Source organism: Zavarzinella sp. (assembly GCA_041399155.1).
Taxonomy (GTDB): Bacteria; Planctomycetota; Planctomycetia; order Gemmatales; family Gemmataceae; genus JAWKTI01.
The window spans coordinates 37,339-62,610 of record JAWKTI010000003.1; the positions used below are offsets into that span (position 1 = coordinate 37,339).

A 25,272-nucleotide genomic window follows, 5' to 3' on the forward strand; every position below is an offset into this window, starting at 1 on the left:
GGCAATTCACAGAAATTGAAATTCAACTTGCAGCAGGCACACTAATCTCGTTAATGCCCGTGTTTAAACGCAGGTGCTTCTGGGTTTCCACCGGCTAGGAGATATGCCAGCAGATCGAGAATCTGTTCCTTATCCAGCGTGTTCAGCACCCCGGCTGGCATGATGGAGACAGGGGAAGTGCGACGTGAATCGATCGATTTTTTCATAATCTTCACTTCTTTTGCTGGCGTGCCAGACATGATCGTGTAACTGGTGGGGTCCTCATCAACAATCACACCGATTTTTGAACTGCCATCTTCCAGTTCAAAAATTACCTGACGATATTTATCTTCAATCGATTTCGATGGTTCCAGGATTTCCTGCAACAACGCTTTGGCATCCTGTTTGTATTTTTTCACAGAATCATCGACATTCGGGCCAACGGCACGATTTTCTCCCATCGACCCAGGAACCATCGGTGAAGCATTCTTGTTCATCTGGTGGCACTGGGCACAGCCAAGAGTAGTAAACAACTGCTTGCCTTCCGCAAAATTGCGATGGTGGGCAACATGCTTCAAGTCTTCGGTAAAGTCAGTCATTTTCCATTCGGTAATTTTGGTTTCTTTCTGTGGGTTCTTGGCAAGAAATTCTTTGAGGTCGTTGGTCACAAAGAGCATCCCGCGCATCATCCGATGGTGGCCAGGGAAGGAGCAGACATAGGGATACGCACCTTCTTTCAGTGGAGCGGTAAACTCAATTACCTGCTCCTGACCAAAATCAACTAGTTTACTGTGCCACAGGATTTCCTTACTTTCCGGGATAAAGCCGACGTCAAATCCTTTGGCACCCAGTTCAATCGCCTTCAGCCCCACCTCATCTGCCTTACCGGGATTTACCAGCATCAGGTTGTGTGGCATAAAGTCGTAGTTGGCAAAGGTCAGCTTTACCTTTTTGCCAGGTTTCACCGTCAATTGCTTCACATCGTACATCATTTTTTCAGGAATGGTGGCGATGCGGATTGTTGTCAGTTCCGGGGTATCGCTCAGGATTCCTGACTTCTGGTTTTTGGCAAGTGCATTATCCGCAATCACCCCACCCCGATATGTTTTTTCAACATTCACCCAGAAATGCTTGACAGTATTTGCTGCAATGCGGGCGTGCGGCTCAGGTGAAGACAGCACCGTTTCCAGCAATTCGAAGTTTTTCACATTGTGCTGCTGATGCAACCAGAGTGCTTCCAACAAGTGGTGGGCATCTTCTGTTTTCTTTGGATCGAACTGCTTCACCCATTCTTTTGTGGCAGCAATCACCGCAGTGCTGTCCCGCCCACTTAGTTCAATTCGGGTGCGGTGGCGAATCCCATCCACGGGAGATTTCAAATTGTCCAACAGTTCAGGGATGGGGCGACCTGCAATCGCGACAGGCTTTTGCAGAGGGCGATCAATTGCTGTAATCCGGTAAATACGACCGTGGGCGTGATCGCGATTGGGATCCCGTACGTTGTGCTGCATGTGACCGATAATGACGTTGTGCCAATCGGAGACATACAGTGAACCATCTGGAGCAAAAATCGCATCTGATGGGCGGAAGTTTTTGTCCCCGCTCATCAAAAAGCCACGTGATTTGTCCTGAGTTTTGCTACCATCCGGATTCAGCCGATTGACGATCAATTCATCACCAGCAGGTTCACCCCACACAGTTCCCTTTACCGGGTCCCGTGTCAGGTGGTAGTGTTTAATGCCCAGGAAGCCAATGACATTACAGATCAAGAAATCGTTTTGCATCGATTCCGGGAAGTGGGCACTGCTGACCACTTCGCTGGCAGTTACTGGACGGACTTCTTTTTTCAGCAGTTCATACATTTTGAAGCCATTGCCTTCCGGACGCACCTGGAAAGCTCTCCCACCGGTGCCATCGGTGGCATAATGGTAGCCCCAGTAATCGAATGAAATACCATGGGGATTGGGCGAGTTGGTGGCATGCATCGAAATGGTATAACGGCGTGGGTCAAACCTGTACATTGCCGATGCGGAAGATTGCAGCGACGGCCCCCAGGGATGTTCGTGATTGTGGATCATAAAGACACCACTTTGCCAGTAGATGCCACCATCAGGACCGTAGATCAGGTTATTGGCACCGTGGTGGGTGTCGGATGAATCCAACCCTTGAAACAGAATGGTGCGGACGTCGGCAATATCATCACCGTCCGTGTCTTTCAAAAACAGCAGTTCCGACTGGCAAGTCACAATTACCCCACCGTTCCAGAATTCAAAGCCAAGGGGGTTCTGAACTTTGGCAAATTCAGTTACACGATCGGCAGAACCATCTTCGTTATCATCATGGAGGATAATCAGGGCATCATTCATCGGTTTCAGCGGTTCCCACTTGGGGTATGTTGGCCACACCGCTGCCCAGAGCCGGCCTTTGGTGTCGAACTGCATCTGTACCGGGTTCACCAGTTGTTTAAAGCGAGATTCATCAGCAAACAGGGATACTTTAAAGCCTTTGGCAACAGCCATCTGCTTGATCGCTTCTTCCCCACTGACGTAATTCAGAGTCCCTTCCTTCACGGAACTGGAACTTTTACTTCCCCCACCAACGTTGGAAATCACAGGCACTGGCTTGGGAACATTGCTGTCATCGATCGCTTTGTCCTTACCTGTTGCTCGTGCCCAGACCCGCTCATCACGGTTGGCTGTCATCACATCAAGCATTTCCAGTTCTGGCTTCAGAACATCTGCATTGCTTTGACCATTCACAAATTTTAATGTGGAACGCCCACCCCAGATATCATTACCATCGGAAGCGTGGTAACGATTCCACCAATGCAGGTTTTTGTCCAGAACTGCCTGACGTAAAGTTTCCAATGAACTGGAAACATTGATTGTCTTACCCAGCAAAGATTGAGTGATCACTTCAGAGAGTTGGCGGTTGCCTTCTTCTGTAAAGTGAACACCATTAATTGTCAGAGGCTGTGCGGCCTTGCGGAATAGATCCAATGAAGGATGGAACAAGTCGACATAACCTACCCCCGCTTCTTTCGCTGCGGCTGCGGTGGCACGAGTGTATTGTGCAAGCCGCACATTGTGGGCCAAGCCATTCGGAAAGTTAGGGTTACGGGTATCTTCAAATGCAGTGGGGCTGAACAGCACTATCCGCGGGAATTGACCACCTGGCTTTGCACCGCGGGTTCGCTGCACAAAATCCAGCAACTGTTTCTTATAATCGTCTGGCTTTCCTTCGAAAGATTCGTTGTATCCAAAAAATGCAAAAACTACTGTTGGCTTGACGAACTGCAGATATGAGGTCATCGACATCTGACCTGAACTACGGGGATAGTTGTTTGGCCGGTCGCCGCTGGTGCTCATGTTGCGGAATCGCACCTGCAGATCAAGCAACTGGCTTTGAAGTGCTGTTTCTACCCAGCCATCATGCTGCATCCGATCAGCCAGACCATTGCCTAGAATGGCAACAACATCACCTTTTTTGAATGCAAACGGTGCTGGATCACGATAATCGGCGGGAACTTCTGCCAGACCAGGTTCTGGTGGGTTGGATTTGCCTGGGTTGTTCGCCACACTTGTACCACCCGCAACAGGTGAACCCGGCTTGCCATCATATGTCAGGTAAGTGAATTTGCCGGTTTTAGCATCTATTTCCATGCCTTGTGGTGCGGCCACATCTTCCGCACGAAAAACTTCTTTCCGTTCCGCATCCAGTAAGGTCAGTGTGAAGCCAGCCAGACGGCCTTCAAATCCTGTGCGGTTCCAGATCCCAATCTTCTCGATATCGATTGGTTGGCTCAGATCGAGTTCCCACCATGGGTTTTTCTCGCCGGAATTCGAAGTGTGGGTTTGCCCACCCCCGTTGTAATCGGGGTTCTTGTTGCCATCAGTCGCCCGTGCGGCATCTGCACCACCGTGGGTGCTGGATTGGGTCGCTTTGCCGGTTTTGGCAATATTCTTCCCACCTTGAAACACTTCTACTTCTGCAAGTGTCAGAATTCGTTTATTTCCAGGTAACTCGATCCTCACATAGCGTGCTGGTTTCCCGGTTGCCGTTACCTTTGATTTGGAGGGATCGGACTTTGGCTCCGGGTTCTTTTTTTTCGGATTTGCCTTTTTCTTTGGTGGTGGGGGATTCGTATCTTTTGTGTTGTTGTTAGCTGGAATCGGACTTGTCATACCCACGTACATTTCCGGCTTCACACCACGGGCATAGGTGTTGTTGCCAAAAGTGTTGGGTTTGAATGGGCCAACAAAGTCAATGTGGCTATCCGCTTTAATCTTATCTTCCAGCCCCAATGCCCACAGGCAACCATTGACCAGCATCCGGCGGTAACCATCGTTCTGCAAATCTTCCGGAGTACCATAAAGTGTTGTAAAAACACGCCCAGTCTTGCCTGAAGGTGACTTGTAGCTGCGGGTCCATTCCGACGGCATTGGTGGTTTTTTGGCATCGACCGGAGAATCTGGCTTCATTCCATTTAACGGCTGAGCCATTGTCAGCACTTCACCATCTGTGGGTTTGCCGACATAGCCTCCCGCCTGCACCCAGACATCCTTGACACCACTCAGAATCGGATGATTCTTCTTATCTTCAATAATCGTAATTCGAGTGCTCTGCTGGTGGTTCGTGCCGTAGTGCCCCACCCATGTCTGGCCCAGCACCTGGTGCCCAAAGCCCAGTTTGTAGTCTTCCGCTTTGGAATCAAACGAGTATTTCGAGAAAGGATCAGTTGCCTTCATCCGAAACGCATGTGTCGCGGTACGAAGACCCACCACAGGGCCACCGCGGTTCAGGTAGTCATCGAGATGTTGCATCTGTTCTTTCGGAAAATTCTGAAATCGCAGGAAAACTACCGCAAGATCTGCTGTTTTCAGCGCTTCCATCCCGGGCATATTGGAATTACCTGGAATAATTTCGTTCGTTGTGGGGTCGACATTGAACAGAACCGTGCACTTGAAGCCGTAATGCTTCGCAAGAATTCTCGCCAGCGCGGGTAACGTTTCTTCCGAGCGATATTCGTGGTCACCCGCTAAGAAAACGATGTGCTTTCCATGACCCGGTCCATCCGTGCCTTCATACACCACAGGTTGAGCCAGCGCGGACGTGGCAAGTGCCAGCATACCCAACGATAGCAGCATGTTTTTCAACATTCGTATCATGATTTCCTTTTTCTTGAAGTATCCTCAACGTTTCAACGTGGCAGACCGTGCCATACACGGGAGAGAGTTCTGCCGAATCAGGTGGGTCCCAACAGATCACCGCCAAAGTGTCAGCGTTGCAACATTGGCCAATTTCAAGTTGCTATTTTACAACGTGAAAAGCACCAATCCTAGCGAAATCTGACCGATTCACTTTTGGCCACCTGCGTTCCCAGCCCTGGAAATTTTCATTATCCTCTCATTTTTGCTTAGTCATGACAAGTCAAATCGGTGGGCATCCATTGAAAAGTGAGCTTTATTACCAGATAATTGCATAGCATTACAAGCTCTTCTGGATCCTCTCATGTTTCTAAAAAACTGGTTACCACTCTGGTGCGTGCTGCTCAATCCACTGTTTTTACTTGCAGCAGACGTAACTCATTACGATATCGCCATTTACGGTGCCACACCCGGTGGGATTGCTGCAGCACGATCTGCTGCAAAAAACGGTGCCAAAGTTCTGTTGATCGAACCCACTGCCCATATCGGTGGGCTGACTACCAGTGGGCTTTCGCATACCGATTTCCGCACCTTTGAAGGCCTTTCTGGTGCGTTCCTCGAGTTCTCGGAACATGTATTAAAATATTATGAGAACAAGTACGGCAAAGATTCCATGCAGGCCAAAACAAGTCGAAGAGGCACGCACGCTGAGCCGCACGTGAATGAACTTGTTTTTGAAAAATTACTTACAGAACTCCCCACGATTACCGTGCTGAAAAACGCAACGTTACAGAGTGTAGAAACCACTAGTGTCGGTGATGAGAAAGTGCTGAAAACGATGCTTATCAGACGAGAACAGAAAAATCTATCAATCGCCGCAACTGTTTTTATTGATGGCACTTACGAAGGCGACCTGATGGCACTCGCTGGGATTCCCTACCATGTGGGGCGGGAGGCAAAATCGCAATATGGCGAATCTCTGGCACCTGACAAAGAAGACAAACAACTTCAAGCGTACAATTTTCGGATGATCATGACCAGAAACCCAGCAAACCGGGTCGAAATCACCCAACCTGCCAACTACAATCGCGACACTTATGAAGATATTTTAACATTGCTGGAGATCGGCAAGATCAAACAGATATTCGACTATCCTTCGAGGTGCGTCTTCAAAGCACAACTCCCATTGTTACCGAACGAAAAATATGACATTAACGATGTCTCCAATGGATTGGTGCGGTTATCGATGCCTGGTAAGAACCTCAAATGGCCCGATGGAACCGCCAAAGAACGTGCAGCAATTTTTCAGACCCACCTTGACTATCATCTGGGCCTGTTGTGGTTTTTAAAACAGGATCCCAAGGTACCTGAAAAGTATCGTTCTGAAGTCACTCAGTGGGGCTGGTGCAAAGATGAATTTACCGATAACAACCATCTGCCCTGGCAGCTATATGTTCGCGAAGCCCGTAGGATGAAAGGCACGTATGTGTTTACGGAAAAGGATACCGATGCAGAGCCGGGAGATGTGCGGGCGAAGTTTCATCCGCAAAGCATTGCCTGCGGAGATTACGGCCCCAACTGCCATGGCACCAGTCATGAAGGCCCACTGTTTGGTGGCAAGCACACTGGGGAGTTTTACAAGCGGGTTAGCCCATACCAGATTCCTTACCACTGTCTATTGGCAAACAAAGTGAATAATCTTCTGGTACCCGTTGCCGTAAGTTCTTCCCACGTTGGGTTTTGTGCACTTCGCCTCGAACCAATCTGGATGTCGCTGGGTCAGGCCGCTGGTGTGTCAGCAAGGGAAAAGGTCCGTAGCGGCGTTTCTTTACACAAATTAGAATTCTCTCATCTTCAGGAGTTGTTGCACGCTGAAAAATCGGCAACGATCTACGTTTCAGATGTGCCACCGGATCACCCATTGTTCCGTGCCGTGCAGTGGTTGGGCAGCAAGGGTGGGTTACACCAATTAGTGGCTGGAAACACCAAAACTTACGGCCAACGTGGGGAAAATATCGAAGGCCAATACTACAAAGCCTATCCTCTCCACGATTTCCGTGCCGAGGAGAAAATTGATGAAAAATTACTCACACGTTGGTTGAGGTATCTGCCAGAAATGCATCGCATAGCCGCTACGGCAGCGATTGCAGAGAAAAAGTTCACCACACGTGGTGAAATCGTTCAAGAGTTGTACAAGCATCGTCAAATGAAGTAATTTCCCCCACTCGAAATCTCCTACCATAGATAGCGTGGGTGGTAATCCACTCACAAAAATTAATATTCTCTCACAATCTGTATTTGACATTTAACTCATGTCCATACGTTTAACCAACCTTCGGTTGCCGATTGAGCACGAACCGGAGGAACTACCCGACGCAGTTCAGGAAATCCTGGGTACCCCCGGTGACGAGCCATTGAATTGGCGTATCCTCCGTAAGAGTCTGGACTTACGAGATAAATCTCAATTGCGATTCGTCTACACGGTGGCGGTTGATTTACCGCCGGAAGAGGAATCGCTGGCGTTGCATATCGCCCAAAGACAGCACACCGTACCTGTTGATCATTTCGCAGAAGAGGCGTTTTCACTTCCCCACCCTGGGGTGGTGCCACTGCAGCACCGTCCGGTGGTGATTGGTTCAGGACCAGGGGGCCTGTTTGCGGCCTACTTTCTGGCCCAGGCTGGTTACCGCCCAATCGTGCTGGAACGTGGCACACCTGTCAATGAGCGTATTCGCGATGTGAAACGTTTCGATGAAGGTGGGGATTTCGCACCTGAAAGTAATTACCTCTTTGGCGAAGGTGGCGCAGGCACCTTCAGCGATGGAAAGCTCACTTGCCGGGGTTCTGGCACCGATTACCGCAAAGTGCTGGAGGTTTTTGCTGAATGCAAAGGTCAGCAACCCGGAAGACCCAGCATTCTGTACTACCACCGGCCCCATTTAGGCAGCAATCGCCTGCCTGCTGTAGTCAAGGCACTGCGGCAACGAATCGAATCGTATGGTGGGCAGGTGGTGTTCCATCGCAAAATGACCGACCTGATCATTGCAGGCGACCAATTGACCCATGTGGTGACCGAACAGGAAACTTTTGCTGCGGATCTGGCGATTCTGGCGACCGGTCACAGTGCCCGTGATGTTTATGAAATGCTGCAGCACCGTGGCGTGGCGATGGAACCAAAGCCATTTCAAATGGGCGTTCGGGTAGAACACCCACAGGATGATGTCAATTGGGTGCAATATGGAAACATGCAGCACGTAGATATCCTTGGAAATGCCGATTATTCGCTGGTGGCACACGGGAAGCAGGCCGACGTCTTTACATTCTGTATGTGTGCTGGCGGTTACATCATCCCCAGTGTCTCGCAGGAAGAATATTTCTGCACCAACGGGATGAGTCTTTCAAAACGGGATTCTCCTTTTGCCAACAGTGGGCTGGTGGTCACCATTCCAACCAGCCAATTTTCGGGTAATGACCTGCTGGGTGGCGTGCGACTGCAGGAACAGTATGAGCGACTGGCGTTCGAAATGGGCAGAGGTGAATATACCTGTCCTTTCCAGCGTGCCGACGACTTTTTGCATGATCGAATATCGTCTGAAAGTGTTGAAATCAGTTATCCACGAGGCAAAGTAGCCGTAAAACTGCGGGAATTGTTGCCCCCACTCGTGGTACAGACATTAATGGATGGACTGCCACGAATGAATCGGATGTGGCGGGGGCATTTTCTGAAAAATGCGGTGCTGGTAGGGCCAGAATCACGGGGCAGCTCGCCAATCCGAATTGTTCGCAATCAGGAGACTCGTGAATCACCCACGCAAGGGTTATACCCTGTCGGTGAAGGTGCTGGCTACGCTGGGGGGATCGTCAGTGCAGCAGTTGATGGCCTGCGAACTGCCAAAGCAATCATCGCCCGGTACGCACCCCCACGTTAAACTGGGCAAATTGCAAAGATTAGAAGAAATTTCCTTTCCAGTATTGAACTTATACCTGAATTGGTTCTAATTTCATTACGAAACAAGGTTCACACCAGAAAACAAATGAAAAAGTTATCACTTTTAATCCTGGCGTTTGGTGTCATTGCCACGGCTGTGGCAATTTCCCAACAGGCCGAATCACCCAAAGCAGCAGTTAGCGGTGAATTGCAGGTCAAGCAAGGTGCTCGTAACCCCTGGACCCACCTTCGGCTGAACAATTCAACGGAAGAATTTCAGTTTGCCATGGTCAGCGATCGCACCGGTGGACATCGGGCGAACATTTTTTCCAAAGCAGTGGAACAGTTGAATCTGCTGCAACCAGAATTTGTGGTTTCGGTGGGCGACCTGATTGAAGGCTATTCCACCGATCGGGAACGAGTAATGAACGAATGGAAAGAGTTCCAGGGCTTCACTTCCAAGCTGGAAATGCCATTTTTCTACGTAGCTGGTAATCACGATATTACCAACAAGGAAATGGAGGAAATCTGGAAAGAAAAGTTCGGTGCACGTTACTACCACTTTGTTTACAAAAATGTGCTGTTCCTGATGCTGCAATCGGATGACCCTCCTGGTACATCTTCCATTTCTGAAGAGCAACAGAAATATGCCACCCAGGTGCTCGCTGAAAATCCCAACGTTGACTGGACCGTAGTTACCTTGCACAAGCCAATCTGGGAAGGGAATGTTGAGAAGAATGGCTGGGGAAACATTGAAAAAGCTCTGAACGGACGCAAATACACCTGCTTTGCTGGTCACGTCCACCGCTATAAGAAATCGGTACGGCAGAACATGAATTATTACCAGTTCGCCACCACAGGTGGGGGTAGCAGACTTCGTGGCACCGAATATGGGGAATTTGACCACCTGATTTGGATTACGATGAAAAAAACAGGTCCTGTGATTGCCAACCTGATGTTGGATGGCATCGTTGGTGAAGATTTAACCCTTCCGAAGACCAATGAAGAAGTGCCACAATACGAACGTAAACGCACTTTCGCCACCAAGGGTTACGTTTATCTTGCTGGCACGCCGGCAGCAGGTGCCACTGTAGCATTTTATCTGGAAGATCCGGCGAATCCTAAACGCACGCGTTTCGCAGCGGATGCAGTTGTGGAAGGTGACGGTTCATTCAGCCTTTCCACATATGGCAAGTTCGATGGTGCTCCCGCTGGCAAGTATAAAGTGGTGGTTACCTTTGATGGCCGTTATGGTGGTAGTTCCGGCAAAAAAGAACTGATTCCGGAAGCATATTGGAAAGCGGATACCACCCCACTGACCGCAACAGTTGCTGCAGGCAGCAATGAGTTTACATTTGAATTGAAGAAGTAACGAATAGATCATTTTTCAACTTATACCCCAGCTATTCCTGCGCTAATGGGTGCTGAGATTCTACTTCAAGCCCAAAAATGAACAAAATTTCATAATCTTATAATCAGTCAATAACAATTCCTGATTTTTTTGCCCACAGCTCAAATCAGCGGATTTTTTCCACGAATAACCCTTTGTAATGCCCCACCCTTCCTGCTCGTCGGTGGGAAGGGGACAGAAATTAAATTCATTTTGTGAAGAATTGGAATAAAACTTCCCCTTCGTGTATCTCCTATTACAGGTGGGTATTTTCATGGGCAAACCGGCAAATGAATCGGAGTTCCGCCGGATTGTCGAAGACTATTATGCCCAACTCTACCGATACGCCTATCGCCTGAGTGGTACCCAGGCCGATGCAGAAGACCTGACCCAGGAAACCTTTTGCAAAGCCCACCTGCAGTGGGGTAAACTGCGGGAAACCACCAAAGTCCGGTCATGGTTGTACACCATTCTGCGGAATGTGTACTTGCACAAGCTGCGATCCGCCAAGATCCGGAAAGAGGTGACACTGGAATCGTTTGGTACTACTGGCAGTGGGGAATTGCCCGCCACGATGCCCGATATTCCTGAAGAACTGGAAGTAAGCCCGGAAAAGCTTCAGGCAGCATTAAATGAACTGCCGGAAGAGTTTCGGACCCCCGTGATTTTGTTTTATTTTGAGGAAATGACTTATCGCGATATTGCAGAGCAGATGGAACTTCCCATCGGCACCGTAATGTCTCGGTTGGCACGTGCCAAAACCCACTTAAAGGCACGATTAGTACCCCAATGATGTTGGGTAGTGAGGCAGGTTTACGATGATCATCGATTGTACGACCGCTCGAATGTTCATCACATTCTTTGGCAGCGACAGCTCGGAACTGTCAGAGCAGGATCGTACGTCGTTGCAAGCCCACGTACAGCAATGTGCGGGCTGTCATCAGGCACTGATCAACGAACAACGCTTTGATCTGGCAGTGGGCAAGGCCATGCATGCAGTTGCAGTGCCTTCGCATCTGGCGGGCAGTCTCAGCGAAGCCATCTCTCACCAACATGTAGGGCGTTGGCGTACCAAAGCCTGGTGGTCGGGATCAATTGCCGCGGCAATCATTCTGACTGTTGGTGGCTGGTATGCTTTCCAGATCTCCACCGCACCGAATCTCGATGCACAACGGATTCTTGCCGAAGCAGATGGCAATGTTTACTCTCCAGAAAAAGTGATCGCCGATCACGGCATTCGATTTCACCCGGAAATGCCCTTTGATCTGAATATGTTGCGTTCGGTAGGAGAAAGTAAGTTCCAGGGTGCTCAGGTACCGATGCTATATTTTGTGAATCCCAACCACAATGCATGGGCGAAAGTGTTTGTGGTAAGAAACACCGACTTCAACTGGAAAGAACTGCAACAGAACATCGATCGGGATGGAAGCGCTGGGATCAGCGAGTTTGGATTCCAACTGCGTGTCGTTGCTGATCGCAGCAAATCGGACATTGCCTACATCGTCGTCTTTACTGGCGATTCCCTGCGGCTATTCCTGGAAACCAGATCGGTCGTGTGAGTACGGTTTTGTTACTTTGATTTAACGTACTCTCTCAGCTCCAAATCGATTGCAACCTCTGCTACCAGAGAATTGAGAGGTCGATTGTTTATACCAGCACCTGTAGCAGTTTCAGCAACAACGATTGCCATTGTGCAAACGGTTCATCCTCCGGATCGGTGGGAGTAATTTCCAGTCGTCGGATCCCACTGTGAATAGTGGGTACAGGCCCGGCTAACAATAGATCCGTTTCCACCACATCTTCAACATCCGCATGGAGTTCCGTTTGCACGCTGCAACCGATCAGGTGGCACATGCTTTTTTCCGATATATTTTCGACGAACTTGCTCAAATGGATTCGAAGTGGGACGATTTCGACCAGATTCTGTTCCGCCAGTTCGCGACACACCATCTGAATAAGTTCGGCTTCCAGTGCCAGTGCATTTTCTCCCTGGGATAGTGGAAAAACGAAGTAAAACTTCAGTGCATCATTTCCCAGCCAGTCTGCCAGTTGGCGTACCGTAGCATTGAGAAAACCCAGCAGCAGAACGATTCGCTGAAAAGGAGACTGTGGGTCTTTTCTGCGACTCTCCACCAGTTCCGGGTGCAGCACAAAAATGTAACTGCGGTGCCGTCGTAAAAACTGGTTTTCATCGCGGGAATAATAATAGAGTTCGTCGCGGACAAACTTAATATCGAACATATCCGGACGCATCGCCTCGTCTTTTTCCATGTAGGCAAGCTGTGAATGCAACAGGCTTTCGATGCTGCCTTTGGTGGAAATTGAGGTAAAACCACCCACGGGATAGGCGTCTTCATCAAACACTTTCGATGGTACTTCCTGTCTGCCGTGCAGGGGCTTCACCATCTGTTTCGGCAAACGCTCCAGAAACCGCTGGGTGGCCTGCACAATCTGGCGGTGGGCAACATATTGCCCCAGATCGGCCAGTGCCGTGCGATGTTCCAGTGCCACAATATCTTCCGGTGCTAGCAGATCCGCCATTCGGCGACAGGCGAGGTGCAAGGAACGGTATTGCTCTGGGATTTCAGGCACCACACCATCATTGCTGAGAGAATCCCAACCTCTTTGCAGAAATTCGGCAGCAGGAATATCGGAAATCGTTCGCAACGTACCTGGAACGCATTCCATGCCCGTAATTTTGGCACGTTCGCAGAATTGCTGCATCAGATAAGCGAACCCACGTGGGCGTTCTTCCTGCTTGAAGCGACGCATCGCATCCACGGCTCGTTCAAAAGACCGATCCAGGTAGAATTTCCCTAAAACGTAATCTTCGTATTCGCGAAATAGCGAATTTTCTACCTGTGGAATTACTGGAAAGGCCTGTTTAGCCACCTGATTTGCATTACCAAATGCCAATATTGCAATATCGGCAATAACACCAAGCGGTAACAGAGTTTGCCCACTGTGGACGATTTCTCGTGCCAGTGGCAGCACCATCTGCACTACCTGGGCATCGGGAATGCGGGTCCGCATGAACCAGATACTTTGGGTTAAAAACTGAGTGGTCTGGTCGGCGTTCATAAGAATAAAAGTGCTTCCGTGGCTGATTTACTTGGAAAGTTGCAGTTCCAGTTCGCTTTGAATCGCAAAGTACAACCCGTGTGGGTTGTTACCGTTGACGATCTTAATGAGAATCTCATTTTTGCCTTCTTTCAATTCAACAGCAATTTGGTGTTTACCTGGCGTTGCTGCAAAATGATCCCGATTGGTAAACACCTTTTTGCCATTTACCCAGATGATAGCACCGTCATCATTACCTACCGCTAGGGTAGCTTTCTGCTTACCAGTTGATGTCACCGACTGGTAGAGATACGATGCACTGTTTGCCCCATTGTCGCCATAGTGGGCAGCCAGATCGAGGTAACCAGAACCGTTTGGCCGCACCGTTGACCAGCGAATTTCCTGCTTTGCTTTCCCCACGTAATTACCCTCGAAGTTGATACTGCCTGATTCGGGGCCAAAATCGGTATCCAGGGCACTATCAGAAGCGTCGTTCGGGAATGGGCCAAGGATTTTCCAGTGATCTGGCGTCATCGATGGAGTGGTTAATGTGAGAAGATATTCCACCATGTCAACCAGTTCTTCTTCGGTCAACGTGGCGACCAGATTGTCCGGCATCAGCGATATCAGGCTTTTTGCCTTATCTTCAGCAAGATCGTCCTTTTTAATCGTGGTATCTTTGCCGTTCGCATCGCGAAGCGTAAGATTTTTCTCATTTTCGGCCACCAGCAAGCCACTGAGCGATTGACCGTCCAGCGTGCTTACTTTCCACTGCACGTATTGGTCGGCAATTGCCTTATTGGGATCGAGAATCGATTCGTATAGATTCTGTTTGCCCGCAGCTTTTTTGCCAATCATTGACAAATCAGGACCAATCTGGCCCCCCTGCCCTCCCACCATATGGCAACGCATGCATTGAGCATCGCCTTTCAGGCTTTGCTTGAAAATCTCTTTGCCACGTGTGGCGTTACCATGCTTCAACACCAGTTCACTGATGGGTGGCAGTTTTTTCGGATCCAGTTTGCCCGGTGCGGGGAATAACGTCAACGCACGGTTTCGCAGTCCCTGATACGGATTGTTTCGCAGTAATCTGCCAGTATCTGCCAGCAGATTTTTCGGAAGTTTGCCACTTTCCTGTTGATCCAGCAACCACTCGCACCCTGCATAAGCTGCGGCAAGACTATTGAGTGCGGCCTGCTGCACCGCACGCGATGGATGGGGGGCGGTCAGGATTTGCTGCAGTTTTTGCATTGCAGACTGCCCCACTGGAGACAGTTTTCTGCCTTCCAACTGATTACCAAGTGCATTGGTGGCTGCCTCCGCAACTGCTTGATCGTCAACTAACAGAGAAAGAGTGGTGACAGCTTTCTGCGATTTAATTTTTCCAAGGGCCAGTATTGCGTCCTTCCGCACTTTCGTGGGCGACTTTGCATTGCTCGCCACATCCACAATCGCCTGACTGTTTACATGATCGTTGCTTGCAGCAATCAGGACAAAGGCGATTGGTTGTGTTTTTTCATTTTTTAATAATTGAGAAATCGCTTGCTGGTATTCTGGGGTCGTTTTGACCGTTGCCCACTTGGTTGGCAGAAATTCGACCAGATTGCTGACGCACTGTTGCTGGATTGGTTCTGACTGGCCTTTAATGAGTAATTCAAGCAGCACCTGGGCCGATTTGATATCGGAACTGGTTGCCAGAATTGAAACAATCTGAGCTTTTTCTGTTGCGGGCAACTTGGGATCTTCCAGATATTCTGGCAGTTGTGGAAGTATGGAAGGTGGCTGCAGTTCCCACACCAGATTTGCCACGGTGGCATTCCAGATGGGGAAATGTTTTGGAAAATCAGCCAACAATGCAGAACGTCGAGCAGGATCTGTCCCACAGGCGATGTTGAGAGCGGAAAGGTAAAACCGATCCTGCCCATCATATTTCTTTGCAAAATCGTAAAAGAATGGCTTGGCCTGCTCCACTGGAAAATGCCGTAGACCAAGGATCACCTCTCGCTGGGTGGCGGGTGTCTTCACCACTAGAATCTGTTTCGACAACTCCGGATCAAAATCTTCCGGACGATGGAAAAACTGTTGATCTCGATAAATGCGGGTGGCCAGGTTTCGCAGTTCTGGATGCTCGCTTGCCAGCAACCCTTCCAGATGGTGCAAAATCCCCAAGCCCACTGGCTTGGTCTGTGGTTCATCCCGTTTGCTGAGTTGGGCAATCTGCCAGCTCACGCGGGCATGATCGTAAGGGTTTTCCTGCGGGCAAGTCCTAAGTGCCTCATATGCTTCAGGCAGTTTGAGCGTCTGCAGGTATTGAATTGCCATCGCCCGCGTTGAGAGGCACGGGGAGTTTAGAAATTCGGGCAGATCGCTGGGCTTGGAAATAGATACCCTACTATGTTGATAGCCCTTATGACCTTTAGGCGTCAGCCGATAGATTCGTCCTCTGGTCCAATCGCCCATCCCGTGGCCACCAACGCCGGGATCGTACCAGTCGGCCATCAAAATGCTGCCATCGGGTGCGACACACACATCAGAAAGCCGAAACCAGTTGTCAGTGCTGGTAACGAGCACTTCCTTTTCCAGTGTGAAGCCAGCCCCTGCAACCTTAATATGAAAGCACCGTAGCTCTCTGGGGCCAGCATCCGTATGCAACAATTGCCCGAAGTACTTACTGGGCAACAGTTTACCTTCATAAAAACAGATACCAGTGGGGCTGCCAAAGCCAGTACGCATTGTTTTGTGCACCACCCCGGGCATATTTTCGTGCCAGTGGTGATCCCCACGGTTTCTGGGCCAATAGCCGTAATTCCCACCGGGCATCACCTGACAGATTCTGGTCTGCTGATTGCCGTCATCATCATTGTCACTCAACCAGACATCGCCAAAACTGTTCACACAGCATTCGTAATTATTGCGAAAATTGTGTGCAATCAGTTCGAGATTGTTCCCTTCAATGTCGCACCGCCAGACGGTTGCAGCCTGACAGTCGGTACGATTCGTGGTGAATTTTGGGCCTTTGCCGTTGCGTGCCTGCAGACCATCAACGCCAGCGTCGCCCACGGTGAAATAAAGTTTGCCATCTGGGCCGATATTGATGCCATGCACCCCATGGTCGTGGTCAAACCCTTTGAAGTTCGTCAAAAACTTCGTCGGTGGACCATCAGCTTTCAAATCGCCATCGTTGTCTTCAAACAGCAGGATATCAGGCGATTGGCACACAAATACTTTGAAGGATTTACCATCCGCACTGGGCAGCACCGCGATGCCCAGAGGTCCATAAAGGTCTTTCCCCTGGTAGAACACTTTGGATTCATCTGCTTTTCCATCGCCATCTGTGTCCACCAGCACTACAATTTGGTCCCCTTCGGGACGCAGAATAGGTTTGCGAAAGTTCACACGTCGATAATTCACTGCTTCGGTTACCCAAACCCGCCCGGCAGGGTCAATATCCATTGAGGTGGGGTTCAGGAGCTGTGGTTCAGCGGCAAAAAGCGTCACTTCCAGCCCATCTGCAACCTTCATTGCTTTCAGAGCATCCTGTGGGGATAGTTGGGCAAATCCGATTGGCACGATGCCGCACAGAATGATTACGGCATAAAATAAACGTTTCAGTGAATGCATTTTGTAACCTGGAGAGAAAGTTGTCTGAAAGCATTACAAACATTGTGGGGATACTGGCAATCATCACCATCATTATTCTAATGATTCGTTCTGGAAAATCCGGTGGGGGCTGAAAGTCGTGCTAAATTACCGGTCGGTAATCAGTGGCTCGATTTACGTTTTTTGTAGATTTCACCTGCTTTCGCGAGGATCGATTTTTCGGTTTCCGTTAAGCTCTCTTTGCCCGATTCAGCAATTTTCGTCAGAATTGCATCTACTTTTGCTTCCAACTGCTCATCCAGGTAGAACCCTTCGGAGTTGTTGGCGTGCGTTTCCTGGGGCACACTGTTGGCAATGGCCGACCCGGCAGGTTGCGGTTCCGGTTCTGGCATGAAGAGCTGAATCCCACGTTTTTTTGCCTGTTTCCGTTTGGAATAACTTTTGCCAATTGCAAAAATGTTGCTGATACGCCAGGTCATGGTGTGGTACATCCAGGCAAACAGCGCAGCGACCACATGAACACAGATTTTCGGAAGTGCTGTCACATTCACTCCATTGCCATTTCCTGTATTCACCAGCAGTGCAATATCAATCAATGCGTAGACACCAATCACGAGCCAGATCGGCACGTTTACGATGAAAAAGACACTGATGTAATATCGTGGGAAGTGAAAAGCAAACAGAAACAGCACTGCAGTGACAGCCGCAGCTGGGCCCATTAACGTTACGGGCACTGCCGCAAGCGTGGCGACGATGGTGAAGATTACCCCACCCAGGAATGTGGTGAACAGCAGATAAGCCAGATATTCTTTACTGCCATAAAGGTCTTCTACCTGCCTACCCAGCCACGCCAGAAAAATCACCGTCCAGATCAACGATAGAAAGTTCCACGGGTGGTGCAGGAAGCCATGGCTGATCAAACGCCAGATTTCGCCAGTAAGAACTTTTTCCGGTTGTAGTTCGCCATAACTGGTCAGTGGGGAATCAACTATCACCTGCCCGACCATATTCGTTTGTTGAGTAGCGACTTGGATCACAAACAAAACAAAGAGAATGATCGAGAAAAGAATCGTCACTTTGCTGCGTGCAAAAGGATTATTCCAACGATGGTCATCGCGGTAATAATCTCGATCATACAGTCCCATACCCAGGCTCACCAGACAATTGGTTAATTTCAACGATACCCATAGGTTACCAGAAACTGTTGTACAGCAAAAGGGCATTCGACCCCGAAAAGATATCAGAAATGCAAATCAATCAGATTCTCCTCGAAGTGTGCGTGGGTAATGTGGCAGATGGGCTGCTGGCAGCCCAGGCAGATATTGATCGGCTTGAGGTCAATTCAGCTCTGGAAATGGGTGGGTTAACACCCAATTTTGGCACGGTGCGACACATGCTTGATCAAACGGATGTGCCATTAGTGGTGATGCTCCGCCCACGTGGGGGTGATTTCTGTTATTGTGGCAGCGAAATAACCGCACTTCTGCATGACCTGGAGCTTTTTCAGAATCTGGGCATCAACCAGTTTATCGTCGGCTGTCTCACGTCCAGTGGTATGATCGATCAGCAAATGTGTGAAAAATTAATGAGAGAGGCCCCCGATGCCACATGGGTATTCAGCCGAGCGATTGACACCACTGCAGATTATGGCGCGGCATTTGAATCGGTGGTGGAATTGGGCTTTCACCGAATTTTAACCAGTGGAGGTGCGGCAACTGCACCACTGGGAAGTGATACCCTGCGGGAAATGCATAACCGCTTTGGTGACGAAATCGGCATTGTTGCTGGTTGTGGCATTAATCAAATGAATGTTTCTTCATTTTTGCAGACAACGGCACTCAAACAGATTCATGGGAGCTTCAGCACCAAAACAACCATACCTGGTACTAACGAAGTGGCACAACGACTTGATTTTCATCATTTACAGAATGTGCTGCGAATTGTGCGGTAAAAATCAACCAAACATCAGCAGTTGACTGATATCGAGTGGCTTTTCAAACTCGCACCCCAGAACAAAATAATCCTGAGTTTCGCGACAGCTACGTACGATCAGTGATACTTTGTCAAATGTATCAGGTGCATTGGTGGGCCGAACATCCAGGAACGTGCCCACGGGTATTGGCTTGTCGATGGCCACTTTAATCCCACCGGAGGAACGGTCCAGTACATAAGCTTCGTATGTGTATGTTTTCCCTTTTGCGTTCACATCAAAAATGGTCAGTGGAGTGGGCATCCCTTCACGTCTGATCGATTTTCGACGCTCATCATAACGTGCAATCGGAGGTGGGGAGCCATCGGTGGGTAGATCGGGATCAGGCGGCACAATAATGTAGGTTTGTGCCACTGGCTTTCTACTCATCAGCATGAAAGCCAGCACAATACCAAATGAAACAGCGGCAACCAACCACAGAATCGGATCTCCGAAAGAAAGGTTACCCAGCCATCGTGTGACGGAATCCATAGTCCCACCTGAAAATCACTGTATCCGTAAAAATCACTACCACAATAGTGGTATATTTTTTGTGAATTTGCAAATTTTGCACACAAATCTGATCTATTTGGCGTGAAAATCGCCCCGTCTGGCGTAAGCTGGGGAAAATTTACCGATTTTTCCATAAGTACACTCAAGTTTCGTGCTCCACCTGCCGATTTCACTAGAGATGCATTTACTTTTCAACGGGGTTGTCATGCGTTTGCTTGCGTCGGTGCAGTTAGCCATTGCGACACTTATGTTGACTGGCTGCATCTCTGGTGGTGGTTTATCTTTTTTTCCAGATCGCTTCCCACTTGGTGAAAAAGCAATTGCTCAGCGTGAATGCCAGAATATCGATTATCCCCGCGAACATTACAAAGCCTGGTTGACCACCTACATCCTGGAGCCGGGCGATGGGTTGTTGATTCTACCCGTCGATATTGATTCGAACGTACGTATCTCTGCCGACCACACCATTGGGCCAGACGGCAAAATCGACCTCGGAAAATATAACATGGTGGTTGCTGCAGGCAAAACAGTTCACCAGCTTGAAGAAGAAATCCGTGCGATTGTGAAAACCGCCTACCAGAAAGAAAAAGGCAAGGAAAATGAAGACCCTGGCTTTATCGATGTGCGTGTTGTGAACAGACTGGGTGCCGTTTACTATGTGCAGGGCGAAGTAACCACTCCTGGAAAATACACCTTAAATGGTAACGAAACCGTACTTGACGGTTTAATTAATGCTGGTGGGCTGACAGATCGTTCCTCCTGGCGAGATATCATTCTGGTGCGGCCGGCAGGTGATGGCCCCGGCCAGGTAATGCAAATCGACTATGGCGAAATCGTCCGTCTAGGTGCTGGTGCCAGTAATTACCAGCTTCGCCCAGGCGATCGGATCTATGTGGGTTCTCGAAGTATGCTGGATTCCTTCTTCAACTTTGATCGCTGGCGATAACAATCGAACCTAACCAGCTTCATTAATCTTCAGCCTGGTAAAGATTGCCATTTGGCTGGGTGCTCCCACCCGTTCATCTTCAGGGCCAATCGGATGTATCTCGCTGGTGTAACCGAATTGCTCCGATACACGATTCACCCACTGTTCGAATTCCCCGCGAGTCCATTCAAATCGGTGGTCTGTGTGCCTCAGTTTGCCTTCCGGTAACTGTTGATACAGTTGGTTGTATTCTCGGTTGGGTGTGGTTATCAGCACATGGCGTGGTGCTGTCATGCGAAATGTCACTGCTTCAAATGCCCCCACCTGAGTAGGTTCCAGGTGCTCAATTACTTCGACAGCAACTAAGGCATCGTACCCCTGCAAACGCTCGTCGCAAAACGTGGCACTTCCCTGCAATAACTGCAGGCGATTCGCTTCACTTCGCACCAGATGCCGACATCGTTTTTGGGCAATGGTCAGTGCTCGAACCGAATAATCAACACCCACTACTTCAGTAATCTGTGGGAGTGCCAACAGGCGTTTCAATAACTTCCCTTCCCCACAGCCCATGTCGACTAATCGTTGAATGCCCAGTCGCTGTAGATGGTGCGTAATCGTATCCAGGCGAAGATCGTGCAGATACAATTTATCTTTCTGCACTTCTGCAGGAGCGTCCTGACGTTCCTCGGTGCCTTCTTCAGACTCAGAAGATTCGATTGCGGCATTTACCAAACGTGTGTGGTTACCCAGGTAACGCCGCACGATCTGTTCGTAGTGGGGATGATTTTCCAGCCAGCCTGCACCGTGACGCTTGATCTTGTCGATCTCGTCTTCGCCAATCCAATAGTGCTTCCGCACATCCAGTACGGGAATCAGAATATACAAATGACTAAGCAGTTCCCGAACAGTCGTCACTGCACGCATCGTAATGGAAACATACGGCGACACCCCATATTCCGGGTGGTTATCGTCCATCAGATGCTGCACCAATTCCAGTTCATAACCCAGTGGAGCAAACAATTCATGGACACGGTCTGGTCCACCTCGACATGGTACCGTGGATAGCTTTGCTTCCAGTCTGAATGGTTGTTCCACCAGCTCTGGGCGTTGTTTACACTGGCCGTTCAGAGCAGAACCCAGCACCTGAGCAATCGCCACGCTCATCAGTGATGAACTGACATAAGGGCGATCATTGACGTAGTTTTCAAAGACCTCCTTACCTACTGGATTTTCCCGGAACATATTCACCAGTAAAATCGGGTCGATATCCAGCACCAGGTGGGCAGTAATCTGAGTTGCCGTCTGGTTGCTGAAAAACAGGTGGGCAAGCACCGCCCGGGAAACTTGAAACTGTTGGACGCGGGCGGGGTGTTTTTGCAGCAGATATCCCAGGTCGCCCGGATTATCCATATGTACGGTAATGGTCAGGTGCATCTTTTCTCTTCCATTTCATTACTTCCGGTTGAGCAGGCTGTTACAAGGACGTCAAACGTTGCCAGTTGTTCGCTTGCACCAAGGTTTCAGAATCCTTGATGGTGGATTCAGGAAATAAACATGTAATTTATTTCACATATAATATATATCCACGAACACCCACAAATGCTCCAGAATTTTTCACAAAATTAGAAAAAGGTGGGAAAAAGCGTGAAATGGCGGAGAAAAAAATGAAAATTAACTCATCAATTTAGAACTTCTTTTCGCAGTAATTTGGCAATTACAGGCAAATTGCAACGATTTTGCATTTTGATCCGCTTCAAAGCAGATCGCCCATCTCATTCGCATTGGAGAACGGAAATTGCAGCAACCGATGGAAAAAGTCAACTACCAAAAAAGTGGGCTGGTAAATTTCGGATTGGTAGTTATTACAATCCTGCTTCCGTGGTAAGAACCCTTGAAAAGCTTCCCCCACCTACCGTGCCGCATGTTCACCTTCGCTTTGATGGTGATCGTGGGATGCTCATTTGGCTGTTCGAACAACAAATGGTCAAAAAATGGTGCAGACCAGCGGATTGAAGCCCCCACATTTCGTGGCAGTGTGCCAGATGAACCCGGCAAAGCAGGTGCCCTGCGTGCCTCGCAATTTATCTTCCACAGCGACGTACCAATCAATCCTAACTCCCCACTGATTCAGGAGTTAAGCGAATTACGCGAACAGGTTTTCCGAGAATTACGCCTGCCACCTTCGAATAATCTGGTGAATATCTATCTGTTCAGCGATCGGGCGGGATACGAAAATTACATGTCCCACCATTACAATGGTTATCCACTACGGCGGGCGTTTTTTGTGAAGAAAAAACGCACTGCAGGTGCGGATCCAGAGTTGATGGTGTATGTTTACCACAGCGAAAAGATTCGGCAGGATCTGCGACACGAAGTCACCCACGCACTGCTGCACAGCACGCTCAAATCGGTGCCCATCTGGCTGGATGAGGGACTGGCAGAATATTACGAACTACCCGATGCCGCCCACGGTAACAATGTGAACCACCTGTTTGAATTGGCCCACCAGCAGGCGGGTGCGAATCTGCCGGAACTGGAATCGCTCAGCACCGTCGACCAGATGGGGCGATTACAGTACCAGCAATCGTGGGCCTGGGTACACTGGATGCTGCGTGGCAATGAAAAAGCCAAAAATATCCTGCTGAGTTACCTGCGAGAGTTCCAGGATGAAGATTTTAATGGCCAGTTGTGGCCACGCCTGAAGACCCACGTGCCAGATGCGTTGCCCCACTTCCGCCAGCACATGACCCTGATGTACCAGTCCCAAACCGTCGGCCGGTAAGTGCTTGTTCAGATACGAATTCGTACTCGCCTAAGAATCTATTGAAAAAATTATTGAACTTTGTTCATAATCTTGAAACAAAAAATCCTTTAACAATCCACCGGGTTAAAGATCCAGAAAAAATTGCAATTCACAATAATTCTCAATTGAAATTGAGACAATATCGCTCGCAATGGCATTTGAACATATTTTAATTTCATAAGCACATGCTTCCGAGGCACACTGTGTAGCATAGTATTAAATTAGCTCTATTCAGCGTACTCCACAAACTCGTCTAGCACGGAATCGGTTGTGTGAGACAAGTATTGCAAATCTACAAGTTCACGCACACTACCATACGACAAATATGTGCATCGTTCAGACAGCGGCGAATGTTCGAGCAGAGAAAATACAGGGCGAGTAATTTCTTGGAATACTTTGTCGCGTCTTGATTCAGGTGCGACTATATGAAGTGACACGTTAATATTTGGCAACAACGCGCATAAATCCGCCATACGTAGTAGTCCTGAATAAATAGCAGTAGTGTGTTCAACCTCGAAAGCGCGAGTGATAGAACGACCTTTTAGCCAGAGGACATCGATTCGCTTGACTGTATCAAGCGTCGTCTCATCATAATTCAACGGTAGGCGATCCAGCAGCACACCTGTTTGGGGTTTCCAATGTTCGGCAACACGTGATCGATCACCGGCAGGAAGCCAAATTTTTAGTCCCATTGCTTCACCGATTCGGCAAAGATCTGCCTGGACGCGAATGGACTCGCGATCAGTTGTAGTTTGGGCAACTTCTTCAGTTTCTAAGTTGTCATCGGGAACAGTGACAACTACGGAACCTTCAGGACGCTGGATACGCCGTTTGAGAGCGCGTTCATAATGTTCAAGGTCAACGTCGAATGGGAGTTTCTCCTTAGCTTGCCGAATCAGAAGTTCATTCAGAAATTGACCATCTTGAACGTCAAGTTTCTGCAGACTTCTGCGTAGGGGGCCGAGCCAATATCCACCATCTTCGACGTTCCGCGTGAACGTGAGCCGAGAAAAGACACTGTCATCCTGGATAGGTATGGTTTGTTCAAGTGGAAGCCAAACGGTGGGTGACACTTTGAATCGGATGATGAAAGGATCATCTTCAGGCAAGAATAGTGGTGTCTTATCGACAAAAGGGCCTTCAAGCACTTCCAGAACACCAATCCAACGTGACATACGAACCATGTAGCAGACAAACTTGTCTCCAATACGAACACGTTCAGCCATGCCACGTTGTGTCTCGCGAAACCCAGATACCATCCTATCTGATTGAGTGAAGGCTTCATAAGTTTCGGGAGTGAATAAATCGGTCCAGTAGTTCATGCAGCCTCAATTGATAGCGGTGTTAATTTCCATGTTAGTAATTCGCGATTGAGCAGAGTTGCGGATTGAATAAAAGCGATTCCTGCTCCAATCGCTCACCTTTAGCCGTCAACTTTAGTTTATCCTGGATCGCAAATCTGTTAAGCCTGCTTTTTTCGCTTTGCGTTAACATTGGGTTTGGCCACAATGGTCCCTCTCAATTCCTTGCGTACGACCAACTTGAGGGCAGACCAGACCTCTGAAACGGCACAGACCTTGATGTCCACAAAACCAAGTGGAAGTGCCACATCTCGGATGACATTTTCCGTAATAGTCGTTGGTACTTTGGATGACTTCTTCGGCCATGAGATCCAAACAGGAACCGTGTCTGCCAGTTCTTCGAGCAGTTGTTTCAACAGAGATTCGAGGTCGAGACGTTCAGTGACAAAGGCATGTACAAGTGTTGTATCAGTGTTCGGCTCGGACTGAATCACGCTGTCTGGTGGCAACTCGCCAAGTAGCGACTCGTACTCTTTGGGTTTACCTAACACTGCGAGCTGCGTTCCTGGCCCAATGCCAAGTTTCTTAAGTAAGGGTGTCCCTGAATAACCGACTGGCATGGTGCCTCCTGTGCGGACTGGTGCGGTCCGGGATTAA

General features: G+C 49.0%; 16 protein-coding genes. 8 read left to right on the forward strand and 8 right to left on the reverse strand.

Annotated features, from left to right (window positions below):
* Positions 1-50 precede the first annotated feature (50 nt).
* The gene (locus R3B84_14230) at positions 51-5,147 is read right to left on the reverse strand and encodes a ThuA domain-containing protein (protein MEZ6141725.1); all 5,097 of its coding nucleotides are present in this window, start codon (positions 5,145-5,147) and stop codon (positions 51-53) included.
* A gap of 343 nt (positions 5,148-5,490) precedes the next feature.
* On the opposite strand from R3B84_14230, the gene R3B84_14235 reads away from it, so the two are divergent.
* The 5 genes from R3B84_14235 to R3B84_14255 all read left to right on the forward strand — a co-directional run bounded on the left by R3B84_14235 (position 5,491) and on the right by R3B84_14255 (position 12,003).
* Complete coding sequence (locus R3B84_14235) at positions 5,491-7,341, forward strand: FAD-dependent oxidoreductase (GenBank protein ID MEZ6141726.1); 1,851 nt, start codon at positions 5,491-5,493, stop codon at positions 7,339-7,341.
* A gap of 97 nt (positions 7,342-7,438) precedes the next feature.
* Entirely contained in the window at positions 7,439-9,055 is a 1,617-nt protein-coding gene (locus tag R3B84_14240; GenBank protein ID MEZ6141727.1) for an FAD-dependent oxidoreductase, read from the forward strand.
* A gap of 105 nt (positions 9,056-9,160) precedes the next feature.
* Positions 9,161-10,426: a metallophosphoesterase gene (locus tag R3B84_14245; protein ID MEZ6141728.1), complete on the forward strand. Its 1,266-nt coding sequence runs from the start codon at positions 9,161-9,163 to the stop codon at positions 10,424-10,426.
* 292 nt (positions 10,427-10,718) lie between these two features.
* Complete coding sequence (locus R3B84_14250; GenBank protein MEZ6141729.1) at positions 10,719-11,237, forward strand: RNA polymerase sigma factor; 519 nt, start codon at positions 10,719-10,721, stop codon at positions 11,235-11,237.
* Between the two features lie 25 nt (positions 11,238-11,262).
* Complete coding sequence (locus R3B84_14255; protein MEZ6141730.1) at positions 11,263-12,003, forward strand: hypothetical protein; 741 nt, start codon at positions 11,263-11,265, stop codon at positions 12,001-12,003.
* An 88-nt stretch (positions 12,004-12,091) separates the two neighbouring features.
* Here R3B84_14255 and R3B84_14260 read toward each other — a convergent pair whose 3' ends face one another.
* From R3B84_14260 to R3B84_14270, 3 genes are all read right to left on the reverse strand, one after another.
* Positions 12,092-13,477 carry a hypothetical protein gene (locus R3B84_14260; GenBank protein MEZ6141731.1) on the reverse strand — a complete coding sequence of 462 codons (1,386 nt, stop codon included), beginning with the start codon at positions 13,475-13,477 and terminating at the stop codon, positions 12,092-12,094.
* Positions 13,478-13,552: 75 nt separating this feature from the next.
* Positions 13,553-17,125, reverse strand: coding sequence for a c-type cytochrome (locus R3B84_14265; protein MEZ6141732.1), 3,573 nt, complete (start codon positions 17,123-17,125; stop codon positions 13,553-13,555).
* Positions 17,126-17,265: 140 nt separating this feature from the next.
* Positions 17,266-18,249 carry a rhomboid family intramembrane serine protease gene (locus R3B84_14270; GenBank protein ID MEZ6141733.1) on the reverse strand — a complete coding sequence of 328 codons (984 nt, stop codon included), beginning with the start codon at positions 18,247-18,249 and terminating at the stop codon, positions 17,266-17,268.
* A gap of 101 nt (positions 18,250-18,350) precedes the next feature.
* Here R3B84_14270 and R3B84_14275 point away from each other — a divergent pair, with 101 nt between their 5' ends.
* Positions 18,351-19,055: a copper homeostasis protein CutC gene (locus R3B84_14275; protein MEZ6141734.1), complete on the forward strand. Its 705-nt coding sequence runs from the start codon at positions 18,351-18,353 to the stop codon at positions 19,053-19,055.
* A 3-nt stretch (positions 19,056-19,058) separates the two neighbouring features.
* On the opposite strand, the gene R3B84_14280 is transcribed toward R3B84_14275, so the two are convergent.
* Positions 19,059-19,565, reverse strand: a complete 507-nt coding sequence (locus R3B84_14280) for a PilZ domain-containing protein (GenBank protein MEZ6141735.1) — start codon at positions 19,563-19,565, stop codon at positions 19,059-19,061.
* Positions 19,566-19,791: 226 nt separating this feature from the next.
* Here R3B84_14280 and R3B84_14285 point away from each other — a divergent pair, with 226 nt between their 5' ends.
* On the forward strand, positions 19,792-20,532 hold the full coding sequence (locus R3B84_14285; GenBank protein ID MEZ6141736.1) for an SLBB domain-containing protein: 741 nt from the start codon (positions 19,792-19,794) through the stop codon (positions 20,530-20,532).
* A 9-nt stretch (positions 20,533-20,541) separates the two neighbouring features.
* Here the strand turns inward: R3B84_14285 and R3B84_14290 are convergent, their stop codons facing one another.
* Entirely contained in the window at positions 20,542-21,945 is a 1,404-nt protein-coding gene (locus tag R3B84_14290) for a 3' terminal RNA ribose 2'-O-methyltransferase Hen1 (protein MEZ6141737.1), read from the reverse strand.
* A gap of 457 nt (positions 21,946-22,402) precedes the next feature.
* Here R3B84_14290 and R3B84_14295 point away from each other — a divergent pair, with 457 nt between their 5' ends.
* On the forward strand, positions 22,403-23,293 hold the full coding sequence (locus R3B84_14295) for a hypothetical protein (protein MEZ6141738.1): 891 nt from the start codon (positions 22,403-22,405) through the stop codon (positions 23,291-23,293).
* Between the two features lie 248 nt (positions 23,294-23,541).
* Here the strand turns inward: R3B84_14295 and R3B84_14300 are convergent, their stop codons facing one another.
* Entirely contained in the window at positions 23,542-24,636 is a 1,095-nt protein-coding gene (locus R3B84_14300) for a hypothetical protein (GenBank protein MEZ6141739.1), read from the reverse strand.
* 140 nt (positions 24,637-24,776) lie between these two features.
* Positions 24,777-25,235: a hypothetical protein gene (locus R3B84_14305; protein ID MEZ6141740.1), complete on the reverse strand. Its 459-nt coding sequence runs from the start codon at positions 25,233-25,235 to the stop codon at positions 24,777-24,779.
* Positions 25,236-25,272: the final 37 nt, after the last annotated feature.

Excerpts from the sequence above, each read along its gene's own strand:
- R3B84_14230 (MEZ6141725.1), bottom strand. The coding sequence starts at position 5,147 with ATGATACGAATGTTGAAAAACATGCTGCTATCGTTGGGTATGCTGGCA.
- R3B84_14235 (MEZ6141726.1), top strand. The coding sequence starts at position 5,491 with ATGTTTCTAAAAAACTGGTTACCACTCTGGTGCGTGCTGCTCAATCCA.
- R3B84_14240 (MEZ6141727.1), top strand. The coding sequence starts at position 7,439 with ATGTCCATACGTTTAACCAACCTTCGGTTGCCGATTGAGCACGAACCG.
- R3B84_14245 (MEZ6141728.1), top strand. The coding sequence starts at position 9,161 with ATGAAAAAGTTATCACTTTTAATCCTGGCGTTTGGTGTCATTGCCACG.
- R3B84_14250 (MEZ6141729.1), top strand. The coding sequence starts at position 10,719 with ATGGGCAAACCGGCAAATGAATCGGAGTTCCGCCGGATTGTCGAAGAC.
- R3B84_14255 (MEZ6141730.1), top strand. The coding sequence starts at position 11,263 with ATGATCATCGATTGTACGACCGCTCGAATGTTCATCACATTCTTTGGC.
- R3B84_14260 (MEZ6141731.1), bottom strand. The coding sequence starts at position 13,477 with ATGCGGACCCGCATTCCCGATGCCCAGGTAGTGCAGATGGTGCTGCCA.
- R3B84_14265 (MEZ6141732.1), bottom strand. The coding sequence starts at position 17,125 with ATGCATTCACTGAAACGTTTATTTTATGCCGTAATCATTCTGTGCGGC.
- R3B84_14270 (MEZ6141733.1), bottom strand. The coding sequence starts at position 18,249 with ATGGGACTGTATGATCGAGATTATTACCGCGATGACCATCGTTGGAAT.
- R3B84_14275 (MEZ6141734.1), top strand. The coding sequence starts at position 18,351 with ATGCAAATCAATCAGATTCTCCTCGAAGTGTGCGTGGGTAATGTGGCA.
- R3B84_14280 (MEZ6141735.1), bottom strand. The coding sequence starts at position 19,565 with ATGGATTCCGTCACACGATGGCTGGGTAACCTTTCTTTCGGAGATCCG.
- R3B84_14285 (MEZ6141736.1), top strand. The coding sequence starts at position 19,792 with ATGCGTTTGCTTGCGTCGGTGCAGTTAGCCATTGCGACACTTATGTTG.
- R3B84_14290 (MEZ6141737.1), bottom strand. The coding sequence starts at position 21,945 with ATGCACCTGACCATTACCGTACATATGGATAATCCGGGCGACCTGGGA.
- R3B84_14300 (MEZ6141739.1), bottom strand. The coding sequence starts at position 24,636 with ATGAACTACTGGACCGATTTATTCACTCCCGAAACTTATGAAGCCTTC.
- R3B84_14305 (MEZ6141740.1), bottom strand. The coding sequence starts at position 25,235 with ATGCCAGTCGGTTATTCAGGGACACCCTTACTTAAGAAACTTGGCATT.